At 68.7% G+C, this 18668-nt stretch carries 19 protein-coding genes; 9 read left to right on the top strand and 10 right to left on the bottom strand.

Annotation, left to right across the window (positions count from 1 at the left end):
- Positions 1 to 4: 4 nt before the first annotated feature.
- The gene (locus tag BLS74_RS03430) at positions 5 to 808 is read right to left on the bottom strand and encodes an enoyl-CoA hydratase-related protein (protein ID WP_093103265.1); all 804 of its coding nucleotides are present in this window, start codon (positions 806 to 808) and stop codon (positions 5 to 7) included.
- 176 nt (positions 809 to 984) lie between these two features.
- On the opposite strand from BLS74_RS03430, the gene paaN reads away from it, so the two are divergent.
- On the top strand, positions 985 to 2643 hold the full coding sequence (gene paaN, locus BLS74_RS03425) for a phenylacetic acid degradation protein PaaN (RefSeq protein WP_093102963.1): 1659 nt from the start codon (positions 985 to 987) through the stop codon (positions 2641 to 2643).
- Between the two features lie 16 nt (positions 2644 to 2659).
- Positions 2660 to 3262 carry a phenylacetic acid degradation protein PaaY gene (locus BLS74_RS03420; RefSeq protein WP_093102962.1) on the top strand — a complete coding sequence of 201 codons (603 nt, stop codon included), beginning with the start codon at positions 2660 to 2662 and terminating at the stop codon, positions 3260 to 3262.
- Here the strand turns inward: BLS74_RS03420 and guaD are convergent.
- The gene (gene guaD / locus BLS74_RS03415; RefSeq protein WP_093102960.1) at positions 3259 to 4539 is read right to left on the bottom strand and encodes a guanine deaminase; all 1281 of its coding nucleotides are present in this window, start codon (positions 4537 to 4539) and stop codon (positions 3259 to 3261) included. The genes BLS74_RS03420 and guaD overlap by 4 nt on opposite strands.
- Before the next feature lie 195 nt (positions 4540 to 4734).
- Here guaD and BLS74_RS03410 point away from each other — a divergent pair, with 195 nt between their 5' ends.
- Together BLS74_RS03410 and BLS74_RS03405 are read left to right on the top strand one after the other, a co-directional pair.
- On the top strand, positions 4735 to 5880 hold the full coding sequence (locus BLS74_RS03410; protein WP_093102959.1) for a glycosyltransferase family 4 protein: 1146 nt from the start codon (positions 4735 to 4737) through the stop codon (positions 5878 to 5880).
- On the top strand, positions 5877 to 6539 hold the full coding sequence (locus tag BLS74_RS03405; protein ID WP_212733616.1) for an acyltransferase: 663 nt from the start codon (positions 5877 to 5879) through the stop codon (positions 6537 to 6539). The genes BLS74_RS03410 and BLS74_RS03405 overlap by 4 nt, the downstream gene beginning before the upstream one ends.
- Before the next feature lie 47 nt (positions 6540 to 6586).
- Here the strand turns inward: BLS74_RS03405 and BLS74_RS03400 are convergent, their stop codons facing one another.
- Positions 6587 to 7189, bottom strand: coding sequence for a short chain dehydrogenase (locus tag BLS74_RS03400; protein WP_093103262.1), 603 nt, complete (start codon positions 7187 to 7189; stop codon positions 6587 to 6589).
- Between the two features lie 98 nt (positions 7190 to 7287).
- On the opposite strand from BLS74_RS03400, the gene BLS74_RS03395 reads away from it, so the two are divergent.
- Positions 7288 to 8169 (top strand): LysR family transcriptional regulator, encoded by an 882-nt coding sequence (locus BLS74_RS03395; protein WP_093102957.1) that lies wholly within the window; start codon positions 7288 to 7290, stop codon positions 8167 to 8169.
- Positions 8170 to 8189: 20 nt separating this feature from the next.
- Here the strand turns inward: BLS74_RS03395 and BLS74_RS03390 are convergent, their stop codons facing one another.
- From BLS74_RS03390 to BLS74_RS03380, 3 genes are all read right to left on the bottom strand, one after another.
- Entirely contained in the window at positions 8190 to 9287 is a 1098-nt protein-coding gene (locus BLS74_RS03390) for a BMP family ABC transporter substrate-binding protein (RefSeq protein WP_093102956.1), read from the bottom strand.
- Between the two features lie 78 nt (positions 9288 to 9365).
- Complete coding sequence (locus BLS74_RS03385; RefSeq protein ID WP_093102954.1) at positions 9366 to 9761, bottom strand: hypothetical protein; 396 nt, start codon at positions 9759 to 9761, stop codon at positions 9366 to 9368.
- 82 nt (positions 9762 to 9843) lie between these two features.
- Positions 9844 to 10731 carry a LysR substrate-binding domain-containing protein gene (locus BLS74_RS03380; protein ID WP_093102953.1) on the bottom strand — a complete coding sequence of 296 codons (888 nt, stop codon included), beginning with the start codon at positions 10729 to 10731 and terminating at the stop codon, positions 9844 to 9846.
- Positions 10732 to 10810: 79 nt separating this feature from the next.
- Between BLS74_RS03380 and BLS74_RS03375 the strand changes: the two genes are divergently transcribed.
- Together BLS74_RS03375 and BLS74_RS03370 are read left to right on the top strand one after the other, a co-directional pair.
- Positions 10811 to 11968, top strand: a complete 1158-nt coding sequence (locus tag BLS74_RS03375; RefSeq protein WP_093102951.1) for an MFS transporter — start codon at positions 10811 to 10813, stop codon at positions 11966 to 11968.
- Positions 11969 to 11973: 5 nt separating this feature from the next.
- A complete protein-coding gene (locus BLS74_RS03370; RefSeq protein WP_093103260.1) occupies positions 11974 to 12594 on the top strand; it encodes a pyridoxamine 5'-phosphate oxidase family protein in 621 nt (206 codons plus the stop codon).
- Positions 12595 to 12599: 5 nt separating this feature from the next.
- Here the strand turns inward: BLS74_RS03370 and BLS74_RS03365 are convergent, their stop codons facing one another.
- On the bottom strand, positions 12600 to 13529 hold the full coding sequence (locus BLS74_RS03365) for a LysR substrate-binding domain-containing protein (protein WP_093102950.1): 930 nt from the start codon (positions 13527 to 13529) through the stop codon (positions 12600 to 12602).
- Positions 13530 to 13610: 81 nt separating this feature from the next.
- Between BLS74_RS03365 and BLS74_RS03360 the strand changes: the two genes are divergently transcribed.
- Both BLS74_RS03360 and BLS74_RS03355 read left to right on the top strand, forming a co-directional pair.
- Complete coding sequence (locus tag BLS74_RS03360) at positions 13611 to 14882, top strand: MFS transporter (RefSeq protein ID WP_093102948.1); 1272 nt, start codon at positions 13611 to 13613, stop codon at positions 14880 to 14882.
- Between the two features lie 137 nt (positions 14883 to 15019).
- A complete protein-coding gene (locus BLS74_RS03355; RefSeq protein WP_093102947.1) occupies positions 15020 to 15367 on the top strand; it encodes a hypothetical protein in 348 nt (115 codons plus the stop codon).
- Positions 15368 to 15390: 23 nt separating this feature from the next.
- On the opposite strand, the gene BLS74_RS03350 is transcribed toward BLS74_RS03355, so the two are convergent.
- From BLS74_RS03350 to BLS74_RS03340, 3 genes are all read right to left on the bottom strand, one after another.
- Positions 15391 to 16431, bottom strand: coding sequence for an adenosine deaminase (locus BLS74_RS03350; RefSeq protein WP_093102945.1), 1041 nt, complete (start codon positions 16429 to 16431; stop codon positions 15391 to 15393).
- Positions 16431 to 17420 carry an aromatic ring-hydroxylating oxygenase subunit alpha gene (locus BLS74_RS03345; protein WP_093102944.1) on the bottom strand — a complete coding sequence of 330 codons (990 nt, stop codon included), beginning with the start codon at positions 17418 to 17420 and terminating at the stop codon, positions 16431 to 16433. The genes BLS74_RS03350 and BLS74_RS03345 overlap by 1 nt, the downstream gene beginning before the upstream one ends.
- Positions 17421 to 17486: 66 nt before the next feature.
- Positions 17487 to 18656 carry a BMP family ABC transporter substrate-binding protein gene (locus tag BLS74_RS03340; RefSeq protein WP_093102942.1) on the bottom strand — a complete coding sequence of 390 codons (1170 nt, stop codon included), beginning with the start codon at positions 18654 to 18656 and terminating at the stop codon, positions 17487 to 17489.
- Positions 18657 to 18668: the final 12 nt, after the last annotated feature.

Below are 18668 nucleotides of genomic sequence, written 5' to 3'. Positions count from 1 at the left end.
CTCCTCAGCGGTCGGTGAAGCGCGGCGGGCGCTTGGCGCGGAAGGCTTCGACGCCCTCGCGGTAGTCGTTGGCGGCACCGAGGCCGCCTTGCAGCCTGGCTTCCATCGCGAGCGCGGACTCCAGATCGAGCTGCTGCGCATCGGCCAGCGCCTGGCGCGTGGCGACCAGTGCGGCAATCGGCATGTCGGCCAGGCGCGTGGCCAGGGTCTCGACCGTGAGCGCCAGCTCGGCGTCTTCCACGCACTTCCAGATCAGGCCCATCTGGGCGGCCTCGGCGGCCGGCAGCTTCTCGCCCAGCAGGGCGAGGCCGAGCGCACGCGCTTGGCCCACGAGCCGCGGCAGCAGCCAGCTGCCGCCGGTGTCGGGCACCAGCCCGATCTTGGTAAAGGCCTGGATGAAGCTCGCGGAGCGCCCGGCCACGACGAGATCGCAGGCCAGCGCGAGGTTGGCGCCCGCACCGGCTGCGACGCCGTGGACCTCGGCGATCACCGGCACCGGCATCGAGCGCAGGCGCAGCACCAGCGGTGCGTAGAGCGATTCGATGACGTGGGCCAGGTCCTTGGGCGGCGCACCGGGCGTGTAGTCGGGCGCGACCATCGGGTCGGCCAGGTCCTGGCCGGCGCAGAAGGCACGCCCTGCGCCGCCGAGCACCACGCAGCGCACGGCACTGTCGGCCGCCGCCTCGTCGAGCGCCGCCATGAGCGCGGCATGCAGTTGGGAGTTGAAGCTGTTGAGCGCTTCCGGCCGGTTGAGCTGGAGCGTGCGCACGGCGCCAGACTGTGTGATGCGTACCAGGGGTTCGTCCATCGTGGTGCTGAGGTGTGAGGATTGATCGGCCAAAAGGGCGAGTTCAATAATTGACCGACCGTTCGGTTGATTATAGGATTCGCGGTCTTGCTGCCGCAAGCCTTGTCCTTTGGTACTAACCCTTAAGCCTAGCTCGCGGCACTCCTTTTTCCAACATCGCCGGAGACCCTTCACCCATGACCGCCCTGTTCGATCGCCATCGCACGCTGCTCGACGACGCCCTGCGCGCCCTCACCCACCGCGGCCATTGGTCCCCTTTTCCGGAAGCCCCTTCGCCCAAGGTCTATGGGGAAAGCGCGCAGGCCGAGGGCCGCAACGCCGCGCTCGCGCTCTGCGGCAAGGACTACCCGCTGGACCAGCCCGGCGAACGCGCGCGCGTCGCCACCGAGCGCTCGCCCTTCGGCGCCACGCTCGGCATCCGCTATCCCGAATGCGAGGGTGAAGCGCTGGTCGCCGCCGCCCTGGCGGCCGAGCCCGCCTGGCAGGCCATCGGCCCCGAAGGCCGCGTGGGCGTCGTGCTCGAAGCCTTGAAGCGCATCCATGCACGCAGCTTCGAGATCGCGCATGCCGTGATGCTGACCACAGGCCAGGGGCCGATGATGGCTTTCCAGGCCGGCGGCCCCCATGCCCAGGATCGCGCGCTCGAAGCCATCGCCAACGCCTGGAAAGCCATGACCGACGTGCCGGCCGAGGCCACCTGGGAAAAGCCGCAGGGCAAGAACCCGCCCGCGGTGCTGAAGAAACGCTTCGAAGTCGTGGGCCGCGGCATCGCGCTGGTGATCGGCTGCGCGACCTTCCCGACCTGGAACACCTACCCCGGCCTCTTCGCGGCGCTGGCTACCGGCAACCCGGTGATCGTCAAGCCCCATCCCAACGCCGTGCTGCCTGCGGCCATCACGGTCAGCGTGCTGCGCGAGGTGCTGGCCGAAGAGGGGCTGGATCCGAACCTCGTGACGCTCGCGGTCAGCGCCGAACCGCAACTGGCGCAGATGCTGGCCACGCACCATGCGGTGGCCTCCATCGACTACACCGGCGGCAATGTCTTCGGCCGCTGGCTGCAGACGCATGCGACGCAGGCCCGCCTCTATGCCGAGATGGCCGGCGTGAACCTGGTCGTCATCGAATCGACCGATGCCTATGCCGCGATGCTGCGCAACCTCGCGCTGTCGCTCTCGCTCTACAGCGGCCAGATGTGCACCACCACGCAGAACCTGCTGGTGCCGGCTGAGGGCATCCGGACCGACCAGGGACACAAGAGCTTCGAACAGGTCGGCTCCGATCTCGCGCAGGCGATCGACCAACTGCTGGCCGATCCGAAGGTGGCGCTGACGGTGCTCGGCGCCATCGGCTCGCCCCAGACCCTCGAACGGCTGGACAAGGCCGCGAAGGTCGGCCGCACGGTGCTGGCCTCGCGCAAGCTCGAGCACCCCGAGTACCCGCAGGCCGAGGTGCGCACGCCGGCGATCGCCGCCTTGGGCGTGGACGATGCCGACATCTACGAGCAGGAGTGCTTCGGCCCGGTGTCCTATCTGGTGGCCGTGCCTTCGCGCGAGGCTGCGCTCGAAATCGCCGAGCGCAGCGTCCGCCGACATGGCGCCATGACCTTGGGTCTCTACTCCGACGACCCGGCGTACATCGACGACATGGTGAACGCCGCGCGGCGCGCACGCGTCGCGCTATCGATCAATCTCACCCAAAGCGTGATGGTCAACCAGTCGGCCGGCTTCTCCGACTTCCACGCCACCGGCGGCAATCCGGCGGCCAATGCGGCCTACACCACCCTCGCCTTCGTGGCCGACCGCTTCGTGGTCGTGCAGCACCGCCGCCACGCTTGATCAACCGGGAGCTGCCATGCCCTGCTACGCACTCGAAGGCGTCGTGCCGGTGGTCGACCCCAGCGCCTACGTCCATCCCACGGCCGTGCTGATCGGCGACGTGATCGTCGGCCCCGGCTGCTATGTCGGCCCCTGCGCGAGCCTGCGTGGCGACTTCGGCCGCATCGTGCTGGAGCGCGGCGCCAACGTGCAGGACAACTGCACGATCCACGGCTTCCCGGACCAGGACACGGTGGTCGAGGAAAACGGCCACATCGGCCACGGCGCCGTGCTCCACAGCTGCGTGGTGAAGCACGATGCGCTGGTGGGCATGAACGCGGTGGTGATGGACGAGGCCGAGATCGGCGCCTTCGCCTTCGTCGCCGCCTGCGCCTTCGTGCCGGCAGGCATGCGGGTGCCGGCGAAGAGCCTGGTGGCCGGCATTCCCGCCACGGTGCGGCGCGAGCTCGGCGACGACGAGATCGCGTGGAAGCGCGAAGGCACCGAGATCTACCAGGACCTCACGCGCCGCTGCCTGGACAGCCTGGTGGAGGCCGAGCCTTTGCGTGCGGTGGAGGCCGATCGGCCGCGGCTCAAGTCACCGGACGTGCGCTCGCTGATCGCGACCCGGCGCGGCTAGGCCTGCGAAATGACGGTCCGCTCGATCAGCCGGTCGTCGCCCAGCACGATCATCGCGAACAGCAGCTCTTCAAGGTTGTTGGCGAGCGAGGTCTTGCGCGCGAGCAAGGGCGTGGCCTTCGGATCGATCACCAGGAAGTCCGCCTCGCAGCCCGGCTGCAGGTTGCCGATGACGCCTTCGAGCCCCAGCGCGCGCGCCGCGCCTGCGGTGTGGCGCCACCAGAGCTGCGAAGGCGGGATGCTGATGCCCGGCTTGGTCTGGCCCTCGCGGCCCACGTAATAGGCGGCCATCATGGTCGAGAAGGGGCTGAAGCTGGTGCCGCCGCCGACGTCGCTGGCCAGGCCGTAGGCATAGCCGATGCGGTCGGCGCCCTCGAAGTCGAAGAAACCGCTGCCGAGGAACAAGTTGCTGGTCGGGCTCACGGCCGAGGCGGTGCCGGTGTCGCGCATCAGGCGCCGGTCGTCGTCGTCGAAGTGGATGCAGTGGGCGTAGACGGCGCGCTCGCGCATCAGGCCGAAGCCGGCATAGACGTCGAGGTAGGAGCGCGCGCCGGGGAACAGCTCGCGCGCCCACTTCACTTCGTCCTTGTTCTCGGCCACGTGCGAATGGATCCAGGTGTCCGGGTATTTCGCGGCCAGCTCGCCAGCGCCGCGCAGCTGGGCGTCGGTGCTGGTCGGCGCGAAGCGCGGCGTGATCGCATAGCCCAGGCGATCGACGTTGTGCCACTGGCGGATCAGCGACTCGGTGTCGATCAGGCTCTGTTCCGTCTGGTCGCGCACGCCGTCGGGCGAATGCCGGTCCTGCAGCACCTTGCCGGTGATCATGCGCAGCCGGCGGCGCTGCGCCGCCTCGAAGAAGGCCTGCACCGACTGCGGATGCGAGGTCGCGAAGGTCAGCGAGGTCGTGACGCCGTTGCGCAGCAGCTCGTCGAAGAAGACCTCGGCCACCTCCGCCGCGTGCGCCGGGTCGGCAAAGCGGCTCTCGGCCGGGAAGGTGTAGTTCTCGAGCCAGGGCAGAAGGCCTTCCGAGGGCGCGCCGATGATGTCGGTCTGCGGAAAGTGGACGTGCATGTCGACGAAGCCCGGCGCCAGGATGCGCCCCGGCCAGTGCGTGACGTCCACGCCCGGATGGCGGGCCGCCACCGACGCATGGGCGCCGGCGTCCAGCACGCGCTGGCGGCCGGCGGCATCGGGGCCGACCACCAACAGGCCGTCTTGATCGAAAACCGGCTGGCCGGCGGCATCGAATCGCAAAAGGGAGGCACGGTACGCTTGCATGGGCTGGGAGGGTAAGGCAGCGAAGCCGGTACGGAATGTGCGAGCGCATATGGAGGCTATATGACAGCCGCGCTCGGCAGTGGCACATCCTAGGGCCGCACCAGCCGCTCGAACATAATCCGCCTTCAATCCCAACAGGAACAGCGATGAATCCACGCGACGCCGACCGCCGCGCATGCAGGTATTGTCCCTAACATGAAAGTGCTTCTCATCGGGAACTACGTCCCCGACGGCCAGACCAGCATGCTGGCCTTCAAACGCATCCTGGAACGTGAACTCCCCCGCAACGGCTGCGAGCTGCGCGTGCTCACGCCGCCCCGGCGGGTGCTGCGGGTGCCGACCACTTCGCGCCTGTGGAAGTGGCTGGGCTACGTGGACAAGTTCATCCTGTTCATCCCCTCGATCGGGCGCCATCTGCGCTGGGCCGACGTGGTGCACGTGACCGACCATTCCAACGGCATGTACATCCCCTGGGTCAAGAAAAAGCCCAATGTCATCACCTGCCACGACGTGATCGCCGTGCAGGCCGCCAAGGGCATGATCGAAGGCTGGAACGTGAGCTGGACCGGGCGGCTGTTCCAGCGGCTGATCGTCAAGGGGCTCGCGGCGGCCGATCTGGTCACCTGCGTATCGGATCTGACCCGGCGCGAGCTGCTGGCGCTGGGTCTCGCGCAGGAGCCCAGGGTCAGCGTGGTGCTCAACGGCTTGAACGACGATTTCCGGCCCGTGCCGCCCGAGGAGGCGCAGCCCCTCGTCGAAGGCCTCGGGATCTCGGCGCGCGACAAGTACCTGATCCATGTCGGCTGGGACCTGGCGCGCAAGAACCGCCGCACGGTGCTCGAGGCCTTCATCGCGCTGCAGGAGCGCGCGGCCGCGAGCGGCGTCGCGGCGCCGGTGCAGCAGCTCCTGTTCGTCGGGCCCGAGCTGGTGCCGGAGATGGCCGAGCTGGCGCACAAGCGCGGCGTGGCCGACCGCGTCAAGACAGTGCAAGGCGTCTCGCACGAGCAGCTGCGCGCCCTCTACGCCGGCGCGACGGCGCTGCTCTTCCCCTCGCTGCAGGAAGGCTTCGGCTGGCCAATCATCGAAGCCCAGGCCTGCGGCTGCCCGGTCTTCACTTCCGACCTCGCACCGATGAACGAGATCGGGGGGCCGGGCGCGGTCTACGTGAACCCCCACGATCCCGCCGCCATCGCGGCGGCCATCGAGCAGGCGGCGCCGCGCTTCGAAGAGATGCGCCGGCTCGGCATCGAAAACGCCACGCACTACAGCGCGGCGCAGATGGCATCGAACTACGTGGCGGCCTACCGGCGGGTGATCGAAGAGCGAAAGACCGCCCGGTGAAGAAGCTGCTGGCGCTGGCCGTGGTGTTCCTGCCCTGGGCGCTCAAGCGCCGGGTGCTGCGCCGCTTCTGGGGCTACCAGATCGCCGACGGCGCGCGCATCGGGATGTCCTATGTCTTTCCGGGGCAGCTGGTCATGGGCGAAGGGGCCTACATCGGCCACTTCAACGTTGCCATCCACCTGGGCCGGCTCGAATGCGGCGCGCATTCGGTGATCGACCGCTCCAACTGGATCACCGGCCATCCGCCGAAAGGCGCCCACTTCACCCATCGCGCCGATCGCGATCCGACCCTGACGCTGGGCGAGCACGCGGCCGTCACCAAGCAGCACATCATCGACTGCACCGATCGCGTCGACATCGGCGCCTTCACCACCATCGCGGGCTACCGCTCGCAGCTGATCACGCACGGCATCAACGTGGTGGACAACCGGCAGGACTGCAAGCCGATCCGCATCGGCGCCTATTGCCTGGTCGGCACGCGCGTCACGGTGCTCGGCGGCGCCGCCCTGCCCGACCGTTCGATGCTGGGCGCGGGCTCGGTGCTCAACAAGGCGCACACCGAGGAGTACGCGGTCTATGCGGGCTCGCCGGCGGTGCAGGTCAAGACGCTCGATCGCGACGCCAAGTACTTCCACCGCGAGCGCGGCTTCGTGCACTGAGCCGGCCGCCGTTGGCGTCTGATGAACATCGCCCATCCCGGCGCGGCTCATTGCCACACGCAGTACACGCGCCCCGTCTGCGAGCCTTCGACGCTGCGCACATAGCCCAGCGCCGCCCGCGCGGCCGGCACCGATTCGAAGCCGGGAAAGAAGGAGCCGTAGCTTGGCAGCGATTCGGTCAGCACCGTCGGGCTCACCGCATTGATGCGCAGCCCGCGCGGCAGCTCGGTGGCGGCCGCGCGCACGAAGCCTTCGACCGCCGAATTGACCGCGGTCGCGTTGGCGCCCTGGCGGATCGGCTCCTCGGCCACGATGCCGGTGGTCAGTGTGATCGAGCCGCCGTCGCGCAGCACGTGCTGGCCCAGCAAGGCGAGCCGCACCTGGCCGAGCAGCTTGTCCTGCAGGCCCACATTGAAATCGGCCGGCCGCATCGAGGCCAGCGGCCCGAAGAAAAGGTTGCCGGCCGCCGAGACGATGGCATCCAGCGGGCCGACGGCGGCGAACAGCGCCTCGACACTGGCATCGCTGGTGATGTCGACGCGCCAGTCGCCGTGCTGGCGGCCTGCGCTCAGCACCTCGTGGCGTTCGGCCAGCGCCTCCACCACCGCACTGCCCACCGCGCCGTTCGCGCCCACCACAAGAATCTTCATGACCTGCTCCATCGATTGAAAGAAGCAGATTCTTCTGTGCATCGCTCGATCGATAAATGACGCTACGCTTCGTCCATTCGAAAGCAACGGTTAGCAATATGGACAAGCTGCGCGCCATGGAAGTGTTCGTCGCGACGATCGATGCCGGCAGCTTCGCGGCTGCGGCGGAAGCGCTGGACATCTCTGCCGTGATGGTCGGCAAGCACATCCGCGCGCTCGAAACCGAGCTGGGCGCGCGCCTGCTCCAACGCACCACGCGCCGCCACACGCTGACCGAGATCGGCGCCGCTTACCTCGAGCGCTGCCGCGACGTGCTTGCGAGCGTGCGCACGGCCGACGGCGTGGCCGAAGCGCTCAGGGCCGTGCCGCAGGGCACGCTGCGCGTCACGGCGCCGGTGGCCTACGGCGCGCACCGCCTGACGCCGGTGATCGGCGACTACCTGGCGGCGCACCCGCAAGTGAAGGTGGAACTGAATCTCAATGACCGCATGGTCGACCTGGCCGAGGAAGGCTTCGACTGCGGCGTGCGCTCGGGCACGCCGATGGACGAACGCCTGATCGCGCGGCCGCTGGCGCGCTCGCGCATGTTCGCGGTCGCGAGCCCGGCCTTCGTCGCGCGCCATGGCATGCCGGCCTATCCGCGCGAGCTCGAGGCGCTGCCGCTGCTCGGCTTCGCCGCCTGGGGGCCCGATCATTCATGGCGCTTCACGCGCGGCGGCGAGACGGCGCACGTGCCGGTGCGCGGCCCACTGGCCACCAACAATGGGCAGGCCTTGCTCGCGGCGGCCCTGGCCGGCGTCGGCGTGATCGTGCAGGCCGATCCGCTGCTCGCGCCGGCGCTGGCCTCGGGCCAGGTGGTGCAGCTGCTGCCGGACTGGGACTTGCCGACGCGCGAGGTGCACATCGTGCGGCTGCCGGAGGCCCGGCCCAGCGCCAAGCTGCGCAGCTTCGTCGACTTCGTGGTGGAACGCCTCGGCTGAGGGAGGGCCTGTTCAGGCGCTCAGCGCGCGATGCGCCCCTGCACGCCCTCGGCCAGCCAGTTCATCGTGAGGATCTGGTCGTCGCGCAGGCTCATGCCCTTGGCGATGGCGAGCTTGCCCTCGTTGTCGCGCACGTCCTCGGCCGCGCGAAAGACCTGCAGCTTGCCGCTGGCGATGTCCTGCTGGCGCGCCAGCACCTCCTCCTGCACCGCCTTCGGCACCTTGGGCCCGAAGTCGCCGACGCGGATCATCCCTTCCTTGACGCCGCCCCAAACGCTGGTGGCCTTCCAGCTGCCGTCGAGCACGGCCTGCGCGCGCTGCGTGTAGTAGGCGCCCCACTGGTGCGTGACGGCGACGATCTGCGCATCGGGCGCGACCTTGCGCATGTCGGAGTGGTAGGCCACGGCCATCTTGCCGCGCTCCTGCGCCGCGGCCATGACGGCGGTGGAGCCGGTGTGGAAGGCGATCACGTCCACGCCCTGGTTGAACAGCGTCATCGCGGCATCGCGCTCCTTCGGCGGGTCGAACCACGCATCGAGCCAGACGACCTTGACCTGGGCCTGCGGATCGACCGAGCGCATGCCGAGCGTGAAGGCGTTGATGCCCTGCAGCACTTCGGGGATCGCGAAGCCGGCCACGTAGCCCGCGATATGGGTCTTCGTCATGCGGCCGGCCGCGACGCCGGCGAGGTAGCGACCCTGGTAGTAGCGCGCGTTCGCGGTCGCGACGTTGGACGCGGCCTTGTAGCCGGTGATGGATTCGAACTTCACGTCCGGGAAATCGCGCGCCACCTTGAGCGTCGGCTCCATGTAGCCGAAGCTGGGCGTGAAGATGAGCTTGTTGCCCTGCTGCGCAAGATCGCGGATCACGCGCTCGGCATCGGCGCCCTCGGGCACGTTCTCGACGAAAGTGGTCTTCACCTTGCCGGGCAACGCGGCCTCGACGGCCTTGCGGCCCTCTTCATGCTGGCGCACCCAGCCGGCATCGGTGATGGGCGCGACATACACGAAGCCGATCTTGAGCGGATCGGCCGCGGGCTTCGGTTGGGAGAATGAAGGCGATAGAAAACAGGCGGCTGCGAGCGCCGCAATGGCGCTGCCCGCGAGGTTTTTGTACATGGTGTTCCTCTACATGGCCCCAGAAAGAAAAGGGCGCTGTGGGGCAGGAGCGCCGGGCGGTATTTTACCGGCGCGCGCTCAGCCGCTACGCGACCGGCTTCCGCGCGTGCTTCTCATGGCGTCGCTGCGCTGCTTCTGCAGTTCCTTCAACTGCGCCAGCTGGCTCGGGCAGTCCGAAGGCGTGGCGACCAGGACGAGCGGGCTGCGCCGCCGCGCTGCGATGGATTTCTCGACGTCCGCCGGGTCGCGGCCCTTCGAGACCAGGCCGGCAGCAACCGCGGCCCTGGAATGCAGGAAGAAGGCTTTCTCGAAGGCCGGCGTGCCGCAGCGCGCGGCGATCACGCGGTAGTCCGCCTCCTGCTGTTCGTTGGGCGCCGCCAAGGCGAGTTCTCTTGCGCTCTGGGCACTGGCCGGAAGGCAGATGCCCACGACGGCTGCCGATGCGAGTGCAGCAAATTCCCAACGCGCTTTCATGTTCCGCCCCGTCTCAACACGAATGTGTTCAGCGCTTCATCGTACGTCCGCGCCGGCTTTTTGGGGGGACCGTTTGCGTGAACTATTGCGCGCGCCGCATCTCTTCTTCGAACCATTCGGCAACGCACCGCGCCTCGGGCACGGCATCGGGCGCGAGGCCGTAGTAGTAGCGCGTCAAGGGCATGCGCAGCGCAGGCAGGGCCGGCTGCAATCGCCCCGAGACGAAGTCATGCGCGAGCAGCGAGGTCGGCGCCAGCGCAATGCCCAGCCCGTCGACCGCCGCCTGCAGCACGAAATGCAAGTGGTCGAACTGCAGCCGGCCGGCCGGCTTCGTCCGCGGTGCGCCGACCTGCTTCTTCCAATCGTCCCAGTCGCTCTTGCGCGTCTTCGCCGACAGCAGCACGTGCGATGCCAGCGCGCGCAGATCTGCCAGAGGCTGCGATCTGAAGAGCGCCGGCGCGCCGACGACCAGCACCTCGTCTTCGAGGAAGGGACTCACCCGCATGGAAGGCGGCCAGCCCTCGAGTCCGCGCCGCACCGCGATGTCGAAGCCGTCGGCGGCCTGCGCCGGCGCGACCGTGCTGGTGACGACCTGGGGCTCGATGTCCGGATGGCGTTCGACGAAAGAAGGCAGCCGCGGGATCAGCCAGCGCACCGCGAAGGACGGCCGCACGTTGATCCGCACCGCGCGGACGGGCGCCTCTCTGCCGAGCGCCCGCGCCGCGGCGCCGATCTGCTCGAGCGCAGGGCCGACCTCGGCGAAGAACTGCTGTCCTTCCGCGCTCAGCGTGACCTGCCGGATGCGCCGCTCGAACAGGGCGACGCCGAGAAATTCTTCGAGGCTGCGAATCTGCCGGCTCACCGCGCCGTGCGTGACATGAAGCTCGACCGCCGCGCGCGTGAAGCTCTGGTGCCGCGCCGCCGCGACGAAAACGCGGATGGCGTTCAGTGGCGGTTCGCGGGTCGGCATGCGTGCGATTTTCTCACGCATGCCGGCGCACGAATGTCGTTTGTCAGGGCAAGCCCGCGCAACGCACCATCGGGTCCTGATGCCTCGAACCCCGCCCGCTGCCGCCGACCTGAACTCGCGCCGCGCCGCCCTCGCACTGGCGCTCTCGCTGCCGGCGGACACCGTGCTCTACCTGCTCCTGCCCATGTACGCGGCGCAGTTCGGCCTGACGCTGGCGGAAGCCGGCATGCTGCTCGCGGCGAACCGGCTGGTGCGCATCGCCGGCTATGGCCAGGTGGCGCGCCTCTATGCGCAGCGCGGCGACCGCCCGACCTGCACGCTGGCCGTGGCGACGGCGGCGCTCTGCGCGCTGGGCTACGCAACGCTCTCGGGCTTCTGGGCGCTGCTGCCGCTGCGGCTGCTGTGGGGCCTGTGCTTCGCGGGCCTCAACCTTTCGACCCAGTCGCTGGCAACGGCAGATCCGGTCGGCGCGGCCCGCCGCAGCGGACGCTCGCGCGCCTTCATCGCCATCGGGCCGGTGCTCGCGCTGCCCGTGGGCGCGCTGCTCGCGCAATCGACCGGGCCGCGGCCGATCTTCTTCGTGCTCGCTGCGGTGTCGCTCCTCGGCCTTTGCGCGGCACGCAGGCTGCCCTCTGCACCGCACCGCATTGCGACGCCGGTGCGGCGCTTCCAGCGGCCCAACAGCCTGGATGCCTGGTCCTTCATGGAAGGGTTGACGCTGGACGGGCTCTTCATCGTCGGCCTGTCCTACCTCGGCAAGGATCTTCTGCCGGGCGGCGCGGTGGTCGTGGCCGGCCTGCTGATGGCCTTGCGCTACCTGGCGGAAATCCTTCTGAGCCCGGTCGGCGGCCGCATGGCCGAGCGGCTGGGCGCCGAGCGCCTGCTGGTCATCTTGTCGCTGCTCACCGCCGTTGCGCTGGCGGGTTTCGGCGCCGGCTGGCTGTGGAGTTGCGCCGCCGCCATCGTCGTGCTGCGCGCCTTGCAATTGCCGCTGCTGCCGCCCATCGTGGCGCGGCGCACACCGGGGCCCGGGCGTGTTCAGGCGCTGGCCGCACGCTCGGTGTGGCGCGACATCGGCGCCGGCACCGGGCCCCTGCTCGCGGGGCTCCTGCTGCCGGTCGCTTCCCCGCTGTGGCTCTACGGCCTTCCGGCGCTGCTGCTGGCACTGGCCGCACTGGCGTGCGGGCGAGAGTCGAAGCCAGCCGTGTACCTCCCATCCACTGCCCCGAGGAAATGATCTCCATGACCCAGCCCCATGCCATCGAAACCCTGGCCCAGCTCGAAGCGCTGTTCGGCCATCCCGGCGAGGCCTCGATCAAGAAAGAAGTGCCCTATCTGCATCCCTCTTACCAGGCGCTGATTGCGGCCTCGCCCTTCGCCGTGCTTGCCACCTGCAATCCGGGCGGCCTCGACGCTTCGCCACGCGGCGACCCGCCGGGCTTCGTCGCGGTGCAGGACGAGAAGACGCTGCTCATGCCCGAGCGCCGCGGCAACAACCGCATCGACAGCCTGCGCAACATCGTGGCCGATCCACGCGTGGCCTTGCTGTTCCTCATCCCGGGCGTCGGCGAAACGCTGCGCGTGAACGGCCGCGCCGGCATCACGGTCGCGCCCGATCTGTTGGAGCGCTTCGCGGTCGATGACAAAGAGCCCCAGTGCGTGGTCATCATCCGCGTGGAGTCGGTGTTCTTCCAGTGCGCGCGAGCCATTCAGCGTTCCCGGCTGTGGGCGCCGTTGCCGGTCGATGCAGAGCGGTCGGTACCGACGCCGGGCGCCATCCTGGCCGCGCTCACCGCCGGCGAGTTCGATGGCGCGACCTACGACCGCGAACTGCCGGCGCGCCAGGAACGCACGCTCTACTGACATGCTCACGCGCCGGGCACACCCGCGCGCACCGCCTCGCGCAACAGCTCCGCCAGCCGCGCCACCGGCGCTTCGGGCTCGGCCTGCGCGCGGTACATGGCCAGCGCCATCTGCGGCAAGGCCGGCAGACCGGTGCCGGCGCGATCGAGCACGCGCACATGCGAAGGCAATCCGAAGGGCGTTCGCGCCGACAGGCCGAGCCCTGCCGAGGTCGCGGCCCACAGCGCCGCGAGGCTGGCGCTGGTGAACGCATGCCGCCACGGGATGCCCGCGCGGTCGAGCACGGTGGTGACGATCTCGCGCAACGGACATGGCGCGTCGAGCAGCACCAGCGGCAGCGCCTCCTTCGACTTGCGCGCGCCGGGCCGCTGGCGCTCGGTCCACCACGGCACATCGAGCGCCTCGGGCGCCGCCGGGCCCACCCATTGCAGCGGAAGGCGCACCAGGCGCTCGCCGTGCGCCAGCGACAGCCTGCCCTCCACCTCCCAGATCAGTGCCAGGTCGAGCTGGCCCAGGTCGAGCCGCTCGCGCAACTCGGCGCTGCGTGCCACGCAAGCCTCGATGCGCACCTTGGGATGCGCGCGCGAAAAACGGCCGAGCACGCCGGGCAGCAGCGTCTCGCCCAGGTCCTCCTGCAGGCCCAAGCGCACCCAGCCCTGCAGATCGACGCCGCGCATCGCAGCCGCCGCTTCGTCGTTGATCTCGAGCAGGCGGTGCGCATAGGCCAGCATGGTCTGGCCCGCGTCCGTCAGGTCGAGGCCGCGCCCGGCCCTGCGGAACAACGGCGTGCCGGCCTGCGACTCCAGCTTCTTGAGCTGCGCGCTCACGGCCGAGGTGGAGCGCCCCAGCTTGTCGGCCGCGCGCGCAAAACTGCCGAGCGCGATGCCGGTGGAGAAGCTGCGCAGCACATCGAGGTCGAACATCACCTGGGCCATGACGATCCTGTTTTTTGGGATGATTGGTTGATTATTTTCTGATTTTCAGAACTATGGCAACAGCCGACACTGCGTCGCACGATGTCATCCGATCCTCATTTCTCTCCCCGGCACCGCTGGAAGGTGCTCGCCGCCGGCGTGGCCGCCAACGCCGCCTTCTCGGTCGCCTTCAGCGGCATTCCGATGACCGCCGTGCTCATGCGCTCGGGCTACCGGCTCGACAACGCGACGCTGGGCCTGGTGCTCGGCCTCATGGGCCTGGGCATCGCCGTCAGCGAACTGCCCTGGGGCCTGCTCACCGACCGCTGGGGCGATCGGCCCGTGCTGCTGACCGGGCTCGGCGCCACGACGGCGGCGCTCGTCGCAATGGCGCTGTTCGCCGCGCCCACGGCGCAGCAAGTGCCGGGCCTCGGCTGGCTCGGTGCGGGCCTGCTCCTTGTCGGCCTGCTCGGCGGCAGCGTCAACGGCGCCAGCGGGCGCGCCGTGATGACCTGGTTCGCGGACGGCGAGCACGGCCTTGCGATGAGCATCCGGCAGACGGCCGTGCCGCTGGGCGGCGGCATCGGCGCGCTGGTGCTGCCCGTGGTCGCGCTGCACTTCGGTTTCGCGGCGCTGTACGGATTGCTGGCCGCGCTGTGCGCACTGAGCGCCCTGCTCTGCCGGGCCTGGGTGCATGAGCCGCCGGCCGCGCCGCGCGCAACACCCGCAGCGCACGTTGCCGCGCCACACAACGGCCCGCTGCGCGACCCGCGCGTCTGGCGCATCGTTGCCGGCATCGGCATCCTCTGTGCGCCGCAGTTCGCGGTGCTGTCCTTCGGCACCGTGTTCCTGCACGACTTCGGCCATGCCGGCCTCGCCGCGATCACCGCCACCATGGTGACGGTGCAGGTGGGCGCGATGGCGATGCGCGTCTGGAGCGGCCGCTGGACCGACCGCCGCAGGAACCGGCCGGCCTACCTGCGCGCTTGCAGCATGCTCAGCGTGCTGCTGTTCGCCGCGCTCGGCGCAGTGTCGCTGGCCGGCGATGCGACGGTTGTCGATTCATCGACGCTGCGCATCGTGCTGATCGTCTTGCTGGCCGCTTGCGGCGTCTGCGTCTCGGCCTGGCACGGCGTGGCCTACACCGAGCTCGCCGTGCTCGCGGGCGCTGCGCGCGCCGGCACCGCGCTGGGCATGGCCAACACCAGCGTGTTCGCGGTCTGCTTTCTCACACCCTTGTCGATTCCGCACCTGCAGGCCTTGCAGGGCTGGCCACTGGTGTGGTTTGCGGCCAGCGCCTGCGCGTTGATGGCGCTGCCGCTGCTCGTACCAATACAGAGGACCCGGGTCGAGGCCGTGGGCGTACGACCGTGAGAGGTACACGTGCCGCAATCAGTACAAAGGCAGAATCCAACGCACAGACATCGGCAGAATAGTGCTGTGAATTCAGGGTCAACAGGAAGCAAGAGCAAGAGCCTCCAGCTGCCGTTCATGTCAAACGCACGAAGCCCATGGCGTACACGTATCTCTTCTTCCAACCCACGCGTCTGCCGCTCGAGCCGCACGAACTTAGCGAGGCTACGGTCCTTCCGTTGAACAACGGTGTTGCAATGCGGGCAGCACTGGCACGCGCGATTCATGCCATCGATTGGGACAGTGATCATGTCGGTCGCACCCAGATCGACGGTCAATGGATTGAACTTCACGTTCCTGCGGCAAAGGGCACACTCAGCCTGCGATGCTCGCTGCGAGCGGACCACTCAGCGATCGTTCAGCGCCTGTGCGACCAGCTTGGTTGGCTGGCGTTCGACGAGCGACCTATGTGCTATCAACCGGACCGGGTCCCGATGCCCGCCTAGCGAAATCTCGTCACAGCCCTGCGTCAAGCCCGCGCAAAGGCCTCGTTCAGCCGATCCATCCAGCGCCCCTTCGTCGCCGCGTCGACAAAACTCCCCTCGAAGCTGTTGGCCGCCAGCTGCCACGCATGCTGCGCCGTCAGGCCGGTCGCTGCGAAGGTCTGGACGAAGTTCTCGTTCATGTAGCCGCCGAAGTAGGCCGGGTCGTCCGAGTTCACGGTCGCGACCAGGCCGGCGTCGAGCAAGGCGCCGAGGTTGTGCTGCGCGAGATCGGGAAACACGCAGAGCTTGAGGTTGGACAGCGGGCAGACGGTGAGCGGGATGCGGTCCGCTGCCAGGCGCTTCATCAGCGCGGCGTCCTTGGTGCTCTGCACGCCGTGGTCGATGCGCTCGACCTTGAGCACGTCGAGCGCGCTCCACACGTAGGCCGGCGGACCCTCTTCGCCCGCGTGCGCGACCAGGTGGAAGCCGAGCTCGCGGCAACGCGCGAACACGCGCGCGAACTTCTCGGGCGGATGGCCGAGCTCGCTGGAATCGAGGCCAACGCCGATGAAGCGGTCGCGAAACGGCAGCGCCTGTTCGAGCGTGGCGAAGGCGTCTTCCTCGCTCAGGTGGCGCAGGAAGCACAGGATCAGCGCGGCGCTCACGCCGAGCTTGCTCTTCGCGTCGACGCAGGCGCGGTGCAGGCCGTCGATCACGGTCTGCATCGCGACGCCGCGCACCGTGTGCGTCTGCGGGTCGAAGAACATCTCGGTATGGACCACGTTGTCGGCCGCGGCACGTTCGAGGTACGCCCAGGCCATGTCGTAGAAGTCCTGCTCCGCAAGCAGCACGCTGGCGCCCGCGTAGTAGATGTCGAGGAAGCTCTGCAGGTTGGTGAAGGCGTAGGCGCGGCGCAGCTCTTCCACGCTGGCGTAGGGAATGGCCACGCTGTTGCGCTGCGCGAGCGCGAAGATCAGCTCGGGCTCGAGCGAGCCTTCGATGTGCATGTGCAGCTCGGCCTTGGGCATGGCGCGCAGCAGCGCGGGCAGGCGGTCGGCGGCAACGGGAGGAACGGTGTAGGTCATCAGCAGACTCCGAAAGTGATGCCGCGCGCCAAGAGGTGCCGGCGGTAGAAAGACGAGGCCTTGTCGGCCGCGGTGTGCAGCTCGGCGCGCAGGTCCAGCGGCAGGCGCTTGGGCTGCTGCGATTCGAGCACCGGTTTGTCCTGCAGGAAGATGGTGTCCTGGAATGCGCGCAGTTGCGCATCATCGCGCGCAAAGTCGGCGGTGGCGAGACGGAACCACACCCGGCTGCACTCCGCATCGACGGGGCAGATGAAGAGCGCGATCGATTCCTGGTAGCCGTCGATGCCCACGCTCGCCGCTTCGGGGATCTTGGTCAGCACCGCGGCATAGGGCGCGGTCACCTCGTAGCTGTACTCCACCTTCGCCGGCGCCGTCGAATTGATCGTGGACTGCGGCTGCCAGGCCTTGCAGCCGGTCGCGAGCAGGCCGCCGGGCGTGGCCTCGACGCGGTAGTCGTCGATGGCCGTCATGTCGCGCGCGCCGAGCCAGCCTTCGTGCACGAAGCCGAAGTGCGCCATGTCGAGGAAGTTCTCGACCAGGCGCGGCGCGCTGGTCTCGACGTCGTAAGGGCCGCAGTTGAGCTTGCGCAGCTGCACGTCGTGCTCGGCCGCGAAGGCCGGCAGCGCGCCACCCTCGCCTTGCAAGCGCACCCAGACCAAGCCATGGGCTTCCTGCGCCGCATGCATCGTCGCGCGGTGCGTGGCCGGCGGCTGGAAGTCTGGCAGCGCGGGCACGTGTGCGCACCGCCCACCGGTCGCGAACTGCCAGCCGTGATACGGGCACTCCAGCCTCGTGCCGCCTTCGCAGGCCACCACGCGGCCCAGCGAGAGCTGCGCGCCCCGGTGCGGGCAGCGGTCGGCCCAGGCCTGCACCGCACCGGCGGCGTCGCGCCACAGCACGAGGTTTTCGCCGAGCAGGCGCGCGGCGAACGGTGCGCCAGCTACTTCATCGGTGAGCGCAACGGGATGCCAGAGTTCTTTTTCGATCATCGTGAGCGTTGGGAAACGAAAAAGGGTTGCCGATCGGCAACCCTTCAGAACGAAAACTCCGACGGCTTACTTCTTGTCGCCGCCCGGCACCTTGCCCTCGACGCCCTTGACGTAGAAGTTCACACCCGAGAGGAACTTGTCGTCGGCGACTGCGTCCTTGGCAACCAGTTCTTTGCCGTCCTGCGCGACGATCGGGCCCTTCCAGATCGAGAAGCTGCCGTCCTTCAGGCCCTTCTTGACTTCCTCGACCTTAGTCTTGATCGGGGCCGGCACGTCTTCGGCCAGCGACACGATGTCGATCGCGCCTTCCTTCACGCCCCACCAGGTCTGGCCGGTGGCCCACTTGCCGTCGAGCGCGTCCTGCACGGCCTTGGTGTAGTACGGCGTCCAGTTGATGACGGCCGAGGCCAGGTGGGCCTTGGGACCGTAGGCGGTCATGTCCGAATCCCAGCCGAAGGCGCGCTTGCCTTTTTCCTGCGCGGTCTTGAGCACGGCCGGCGAGTCGGTGTTCTGGAACAGCACGTCGGCGCCGCCGTTGATCAGCGCGGTGGCGGCCTCGGTCTCCTTCGGCGGGCTGAACCACTCGTTGACCCACACCACCTTGGTCGTGACCTTCGGATTGACCGATTGCGCACCCAGCGTGAAGGAGTTGATGTTGCGCAGCACCTCGGGGATCGGCACCGAGCCGACCACGCCCAGCGTGTTGCTCTTGGTCATCGCGCCCGCGATGATGCCGGCCATGTACGCGCCTTCGTAGGTGCGGCTGTCGTAGGTGCGCATGTTCTCGGCCGTCTTGTAGCCGGTGGCATGTTCGAACTTGACATCCTTGTTGTCGCCGGCGACCTTGAGCATCGGCTCCATGTAGCCGAAGGTGGTGCCGAAGATCAGCTTGTTGCCCTGGCCCACCATGTCGCGGAACACGCGCTCGGCGTCCGCCGACTCGGGCACGCTCTCGACGAAAGTGGTCTTGATCTTGGCGCCGAATTCCTTCTCGACCGCCTTGCGCGCGTTGTCGTGCGCAAAGGTCCAGCCGCCGTCACCCACCGGCCCGACATAGGCGAACGCGACGTTCAGCGGCGCTGCGGGCGCGGGCGCCGCGGCGCTCGGAGCCGGTGCCGGCGCAGCAGGTGCAGGCGCCGGCGCTTCTTCCTTCTTGCCGCAGCCGATGAGGGCGGCCGAAGCGACCGCGGTGACGGCAGCCAGCTTGAGCAGGGAACGCTTGTTCAGATCATTCATTGTCGAAATCCT

Source organism: Variovorax sp. CF079, from assembly GCF_900101545.1.
Lineage (GTDB): Bacteria > Pseudomonadota > Gammaproteobacteria > Burkholderiales > Burkholderiaceae_C > Variovorax.
The sequence above is the reverse complement of the archived record's forward strand: the minus strand, read 5'-3'. Positions and strand labels throughout refer to the sequence as shown.

What these genes read in the sequence shown, in the direction of transcription:
- BLS74_RS03430 (WP_093103265.1), bottom strand. Translation starts at nt 808, where the DNA reads ATGGACGAACCCCTGGTACGCATCACACAGTCTGGCGCCGTGCGCACG.
- paaN (WP_093102963.1), top strand. Translation starts at nt 985, where the DNA reads ATGACCGCCCTGTTCGATCGCCATCGCACGCTGCTCGACGACGCCCTG.
- BLS74_RS03420 (WP_093102962.1), top strand. Translation starts at nt 2,660, where the DNA reads ATGCCCTGCTACGCACTCGAAGGCGTCGTGCCGGTGGTCGACCCCAGC.
- guaD (WP_093102960.1), bottom strand. Translation starts at nt 4,539, where the DNA reads ATGCAAGCGTACCGTGCCTCCCTTTTGCGATTCGATGCCGCCGGCCAG.
- BLS74_RS03410 (WP_093102959.1), top strand. Translation starts at nt 4,735, where the DNA reads ATGAAAGTGCTTCTCATCGGGAACTACGTCCCCGACGGCCAGACCAGC.
- BLS74_RS03400 (WP_093103262.1), bottom strand. Translation starts at nt 7,189, where the DNA reads ATGAAGATTCTTGTGGTGGGCGCGAACGGCGCGGTGGGCAGTGCGGTG.
- BLS74_RS03395 (WP_093102957.1), top strand. Translation starts at nt 7,288, where the DNA reads ATGGACAAGCTGCGCGCCATGGAAGTGTTCGTCGCGACGATCGATGCC.
- BLS74_RS03390 (WP_093102956.1), bottom strand. Translation starts at nt 9,287, where the DNA reads ATGTACAAAAACCTCGCGGGCAGCGCCATTGCGGCGCTCGCAGCCGCC.
- BLS74_RS03385 (WP_093102954.1), bottom strand. Translation starts at nt 9,761, where the DNA reads ATGAAAGCGCGTTGGGAATTTGCTGCACTCGCATCGGCAGCCGTCGTG.
- BLS74_RS03380 (WP_093102953.1), bottom strand. Translation starts at nt 10,731, where the DNA reads ATGCCGACCCGCGAACCGCCACTGAACGCCATCCGCGTTTTCGTCGCG.
- BLS74_RS03375 (WP_093102951.1), top strand. Translation starts at nt 10,811, where the DNA reads ATGCCTCGAACCCCGCCCGCTGCCGCCGACCTGAACTCGCGCCGCGCC.
- BLS74_RS03370 (WP_093103260.1), top strand. Translation starts at nt 11,974, where the DNA reads ATGACCCAGCCCCATGCCATCGAAACCCTGGCCCAGCTCGAAGCGCTG.
- BLS74_RS03365 (WP_093102950.1), bottom strand. Translation starts at nt 13,529, where the DNA reads ATGGCCCAGGTGATGTTCGACCTCGATGTGCTGCGCAGCTTCTCCACC.
- BLS74_RS03360 (WP_093102948.1), top strand. Translation starts at nt 13,611, where the DNA reads ATGTCATCCGATCCTCATTTCTCTCCCCGGCACCGCTGGAAGGTGCTC.
- BLS74_RS03355 (WP_093102947.1), top strand. Translation starts at nt 15,020, where the DNA reads ATGGCGTACACGTATCTCTTCTTCCAACCCACGCGTCTGCCGCTCGAG.
- BLS74_RS03350 (WP_093102945.1), bottom strand. Translation starts at nt 16,431, where the DNA reads ATGACCTACACCGTTCCTCCCGTTGCCGCCGACCGCCTGCCCGCGCTG.
- BLS74_RS03345 (WP_093102944.1), bottom strand. Translation starts at nt 17,420, where the DNA reads ATGATCGAAAAAGAACTCTGGCATCCCGTTGCGCTCACCGATGAAGTA.
- BLS74_RS03340 (WP_093102942.1), bottom strand. Translation starts at nt 18,656, where the DNA reads ATGAATGATCTGAACAAGCGTTCCCTGCTCAAGCTGGCTGCCGTCACC.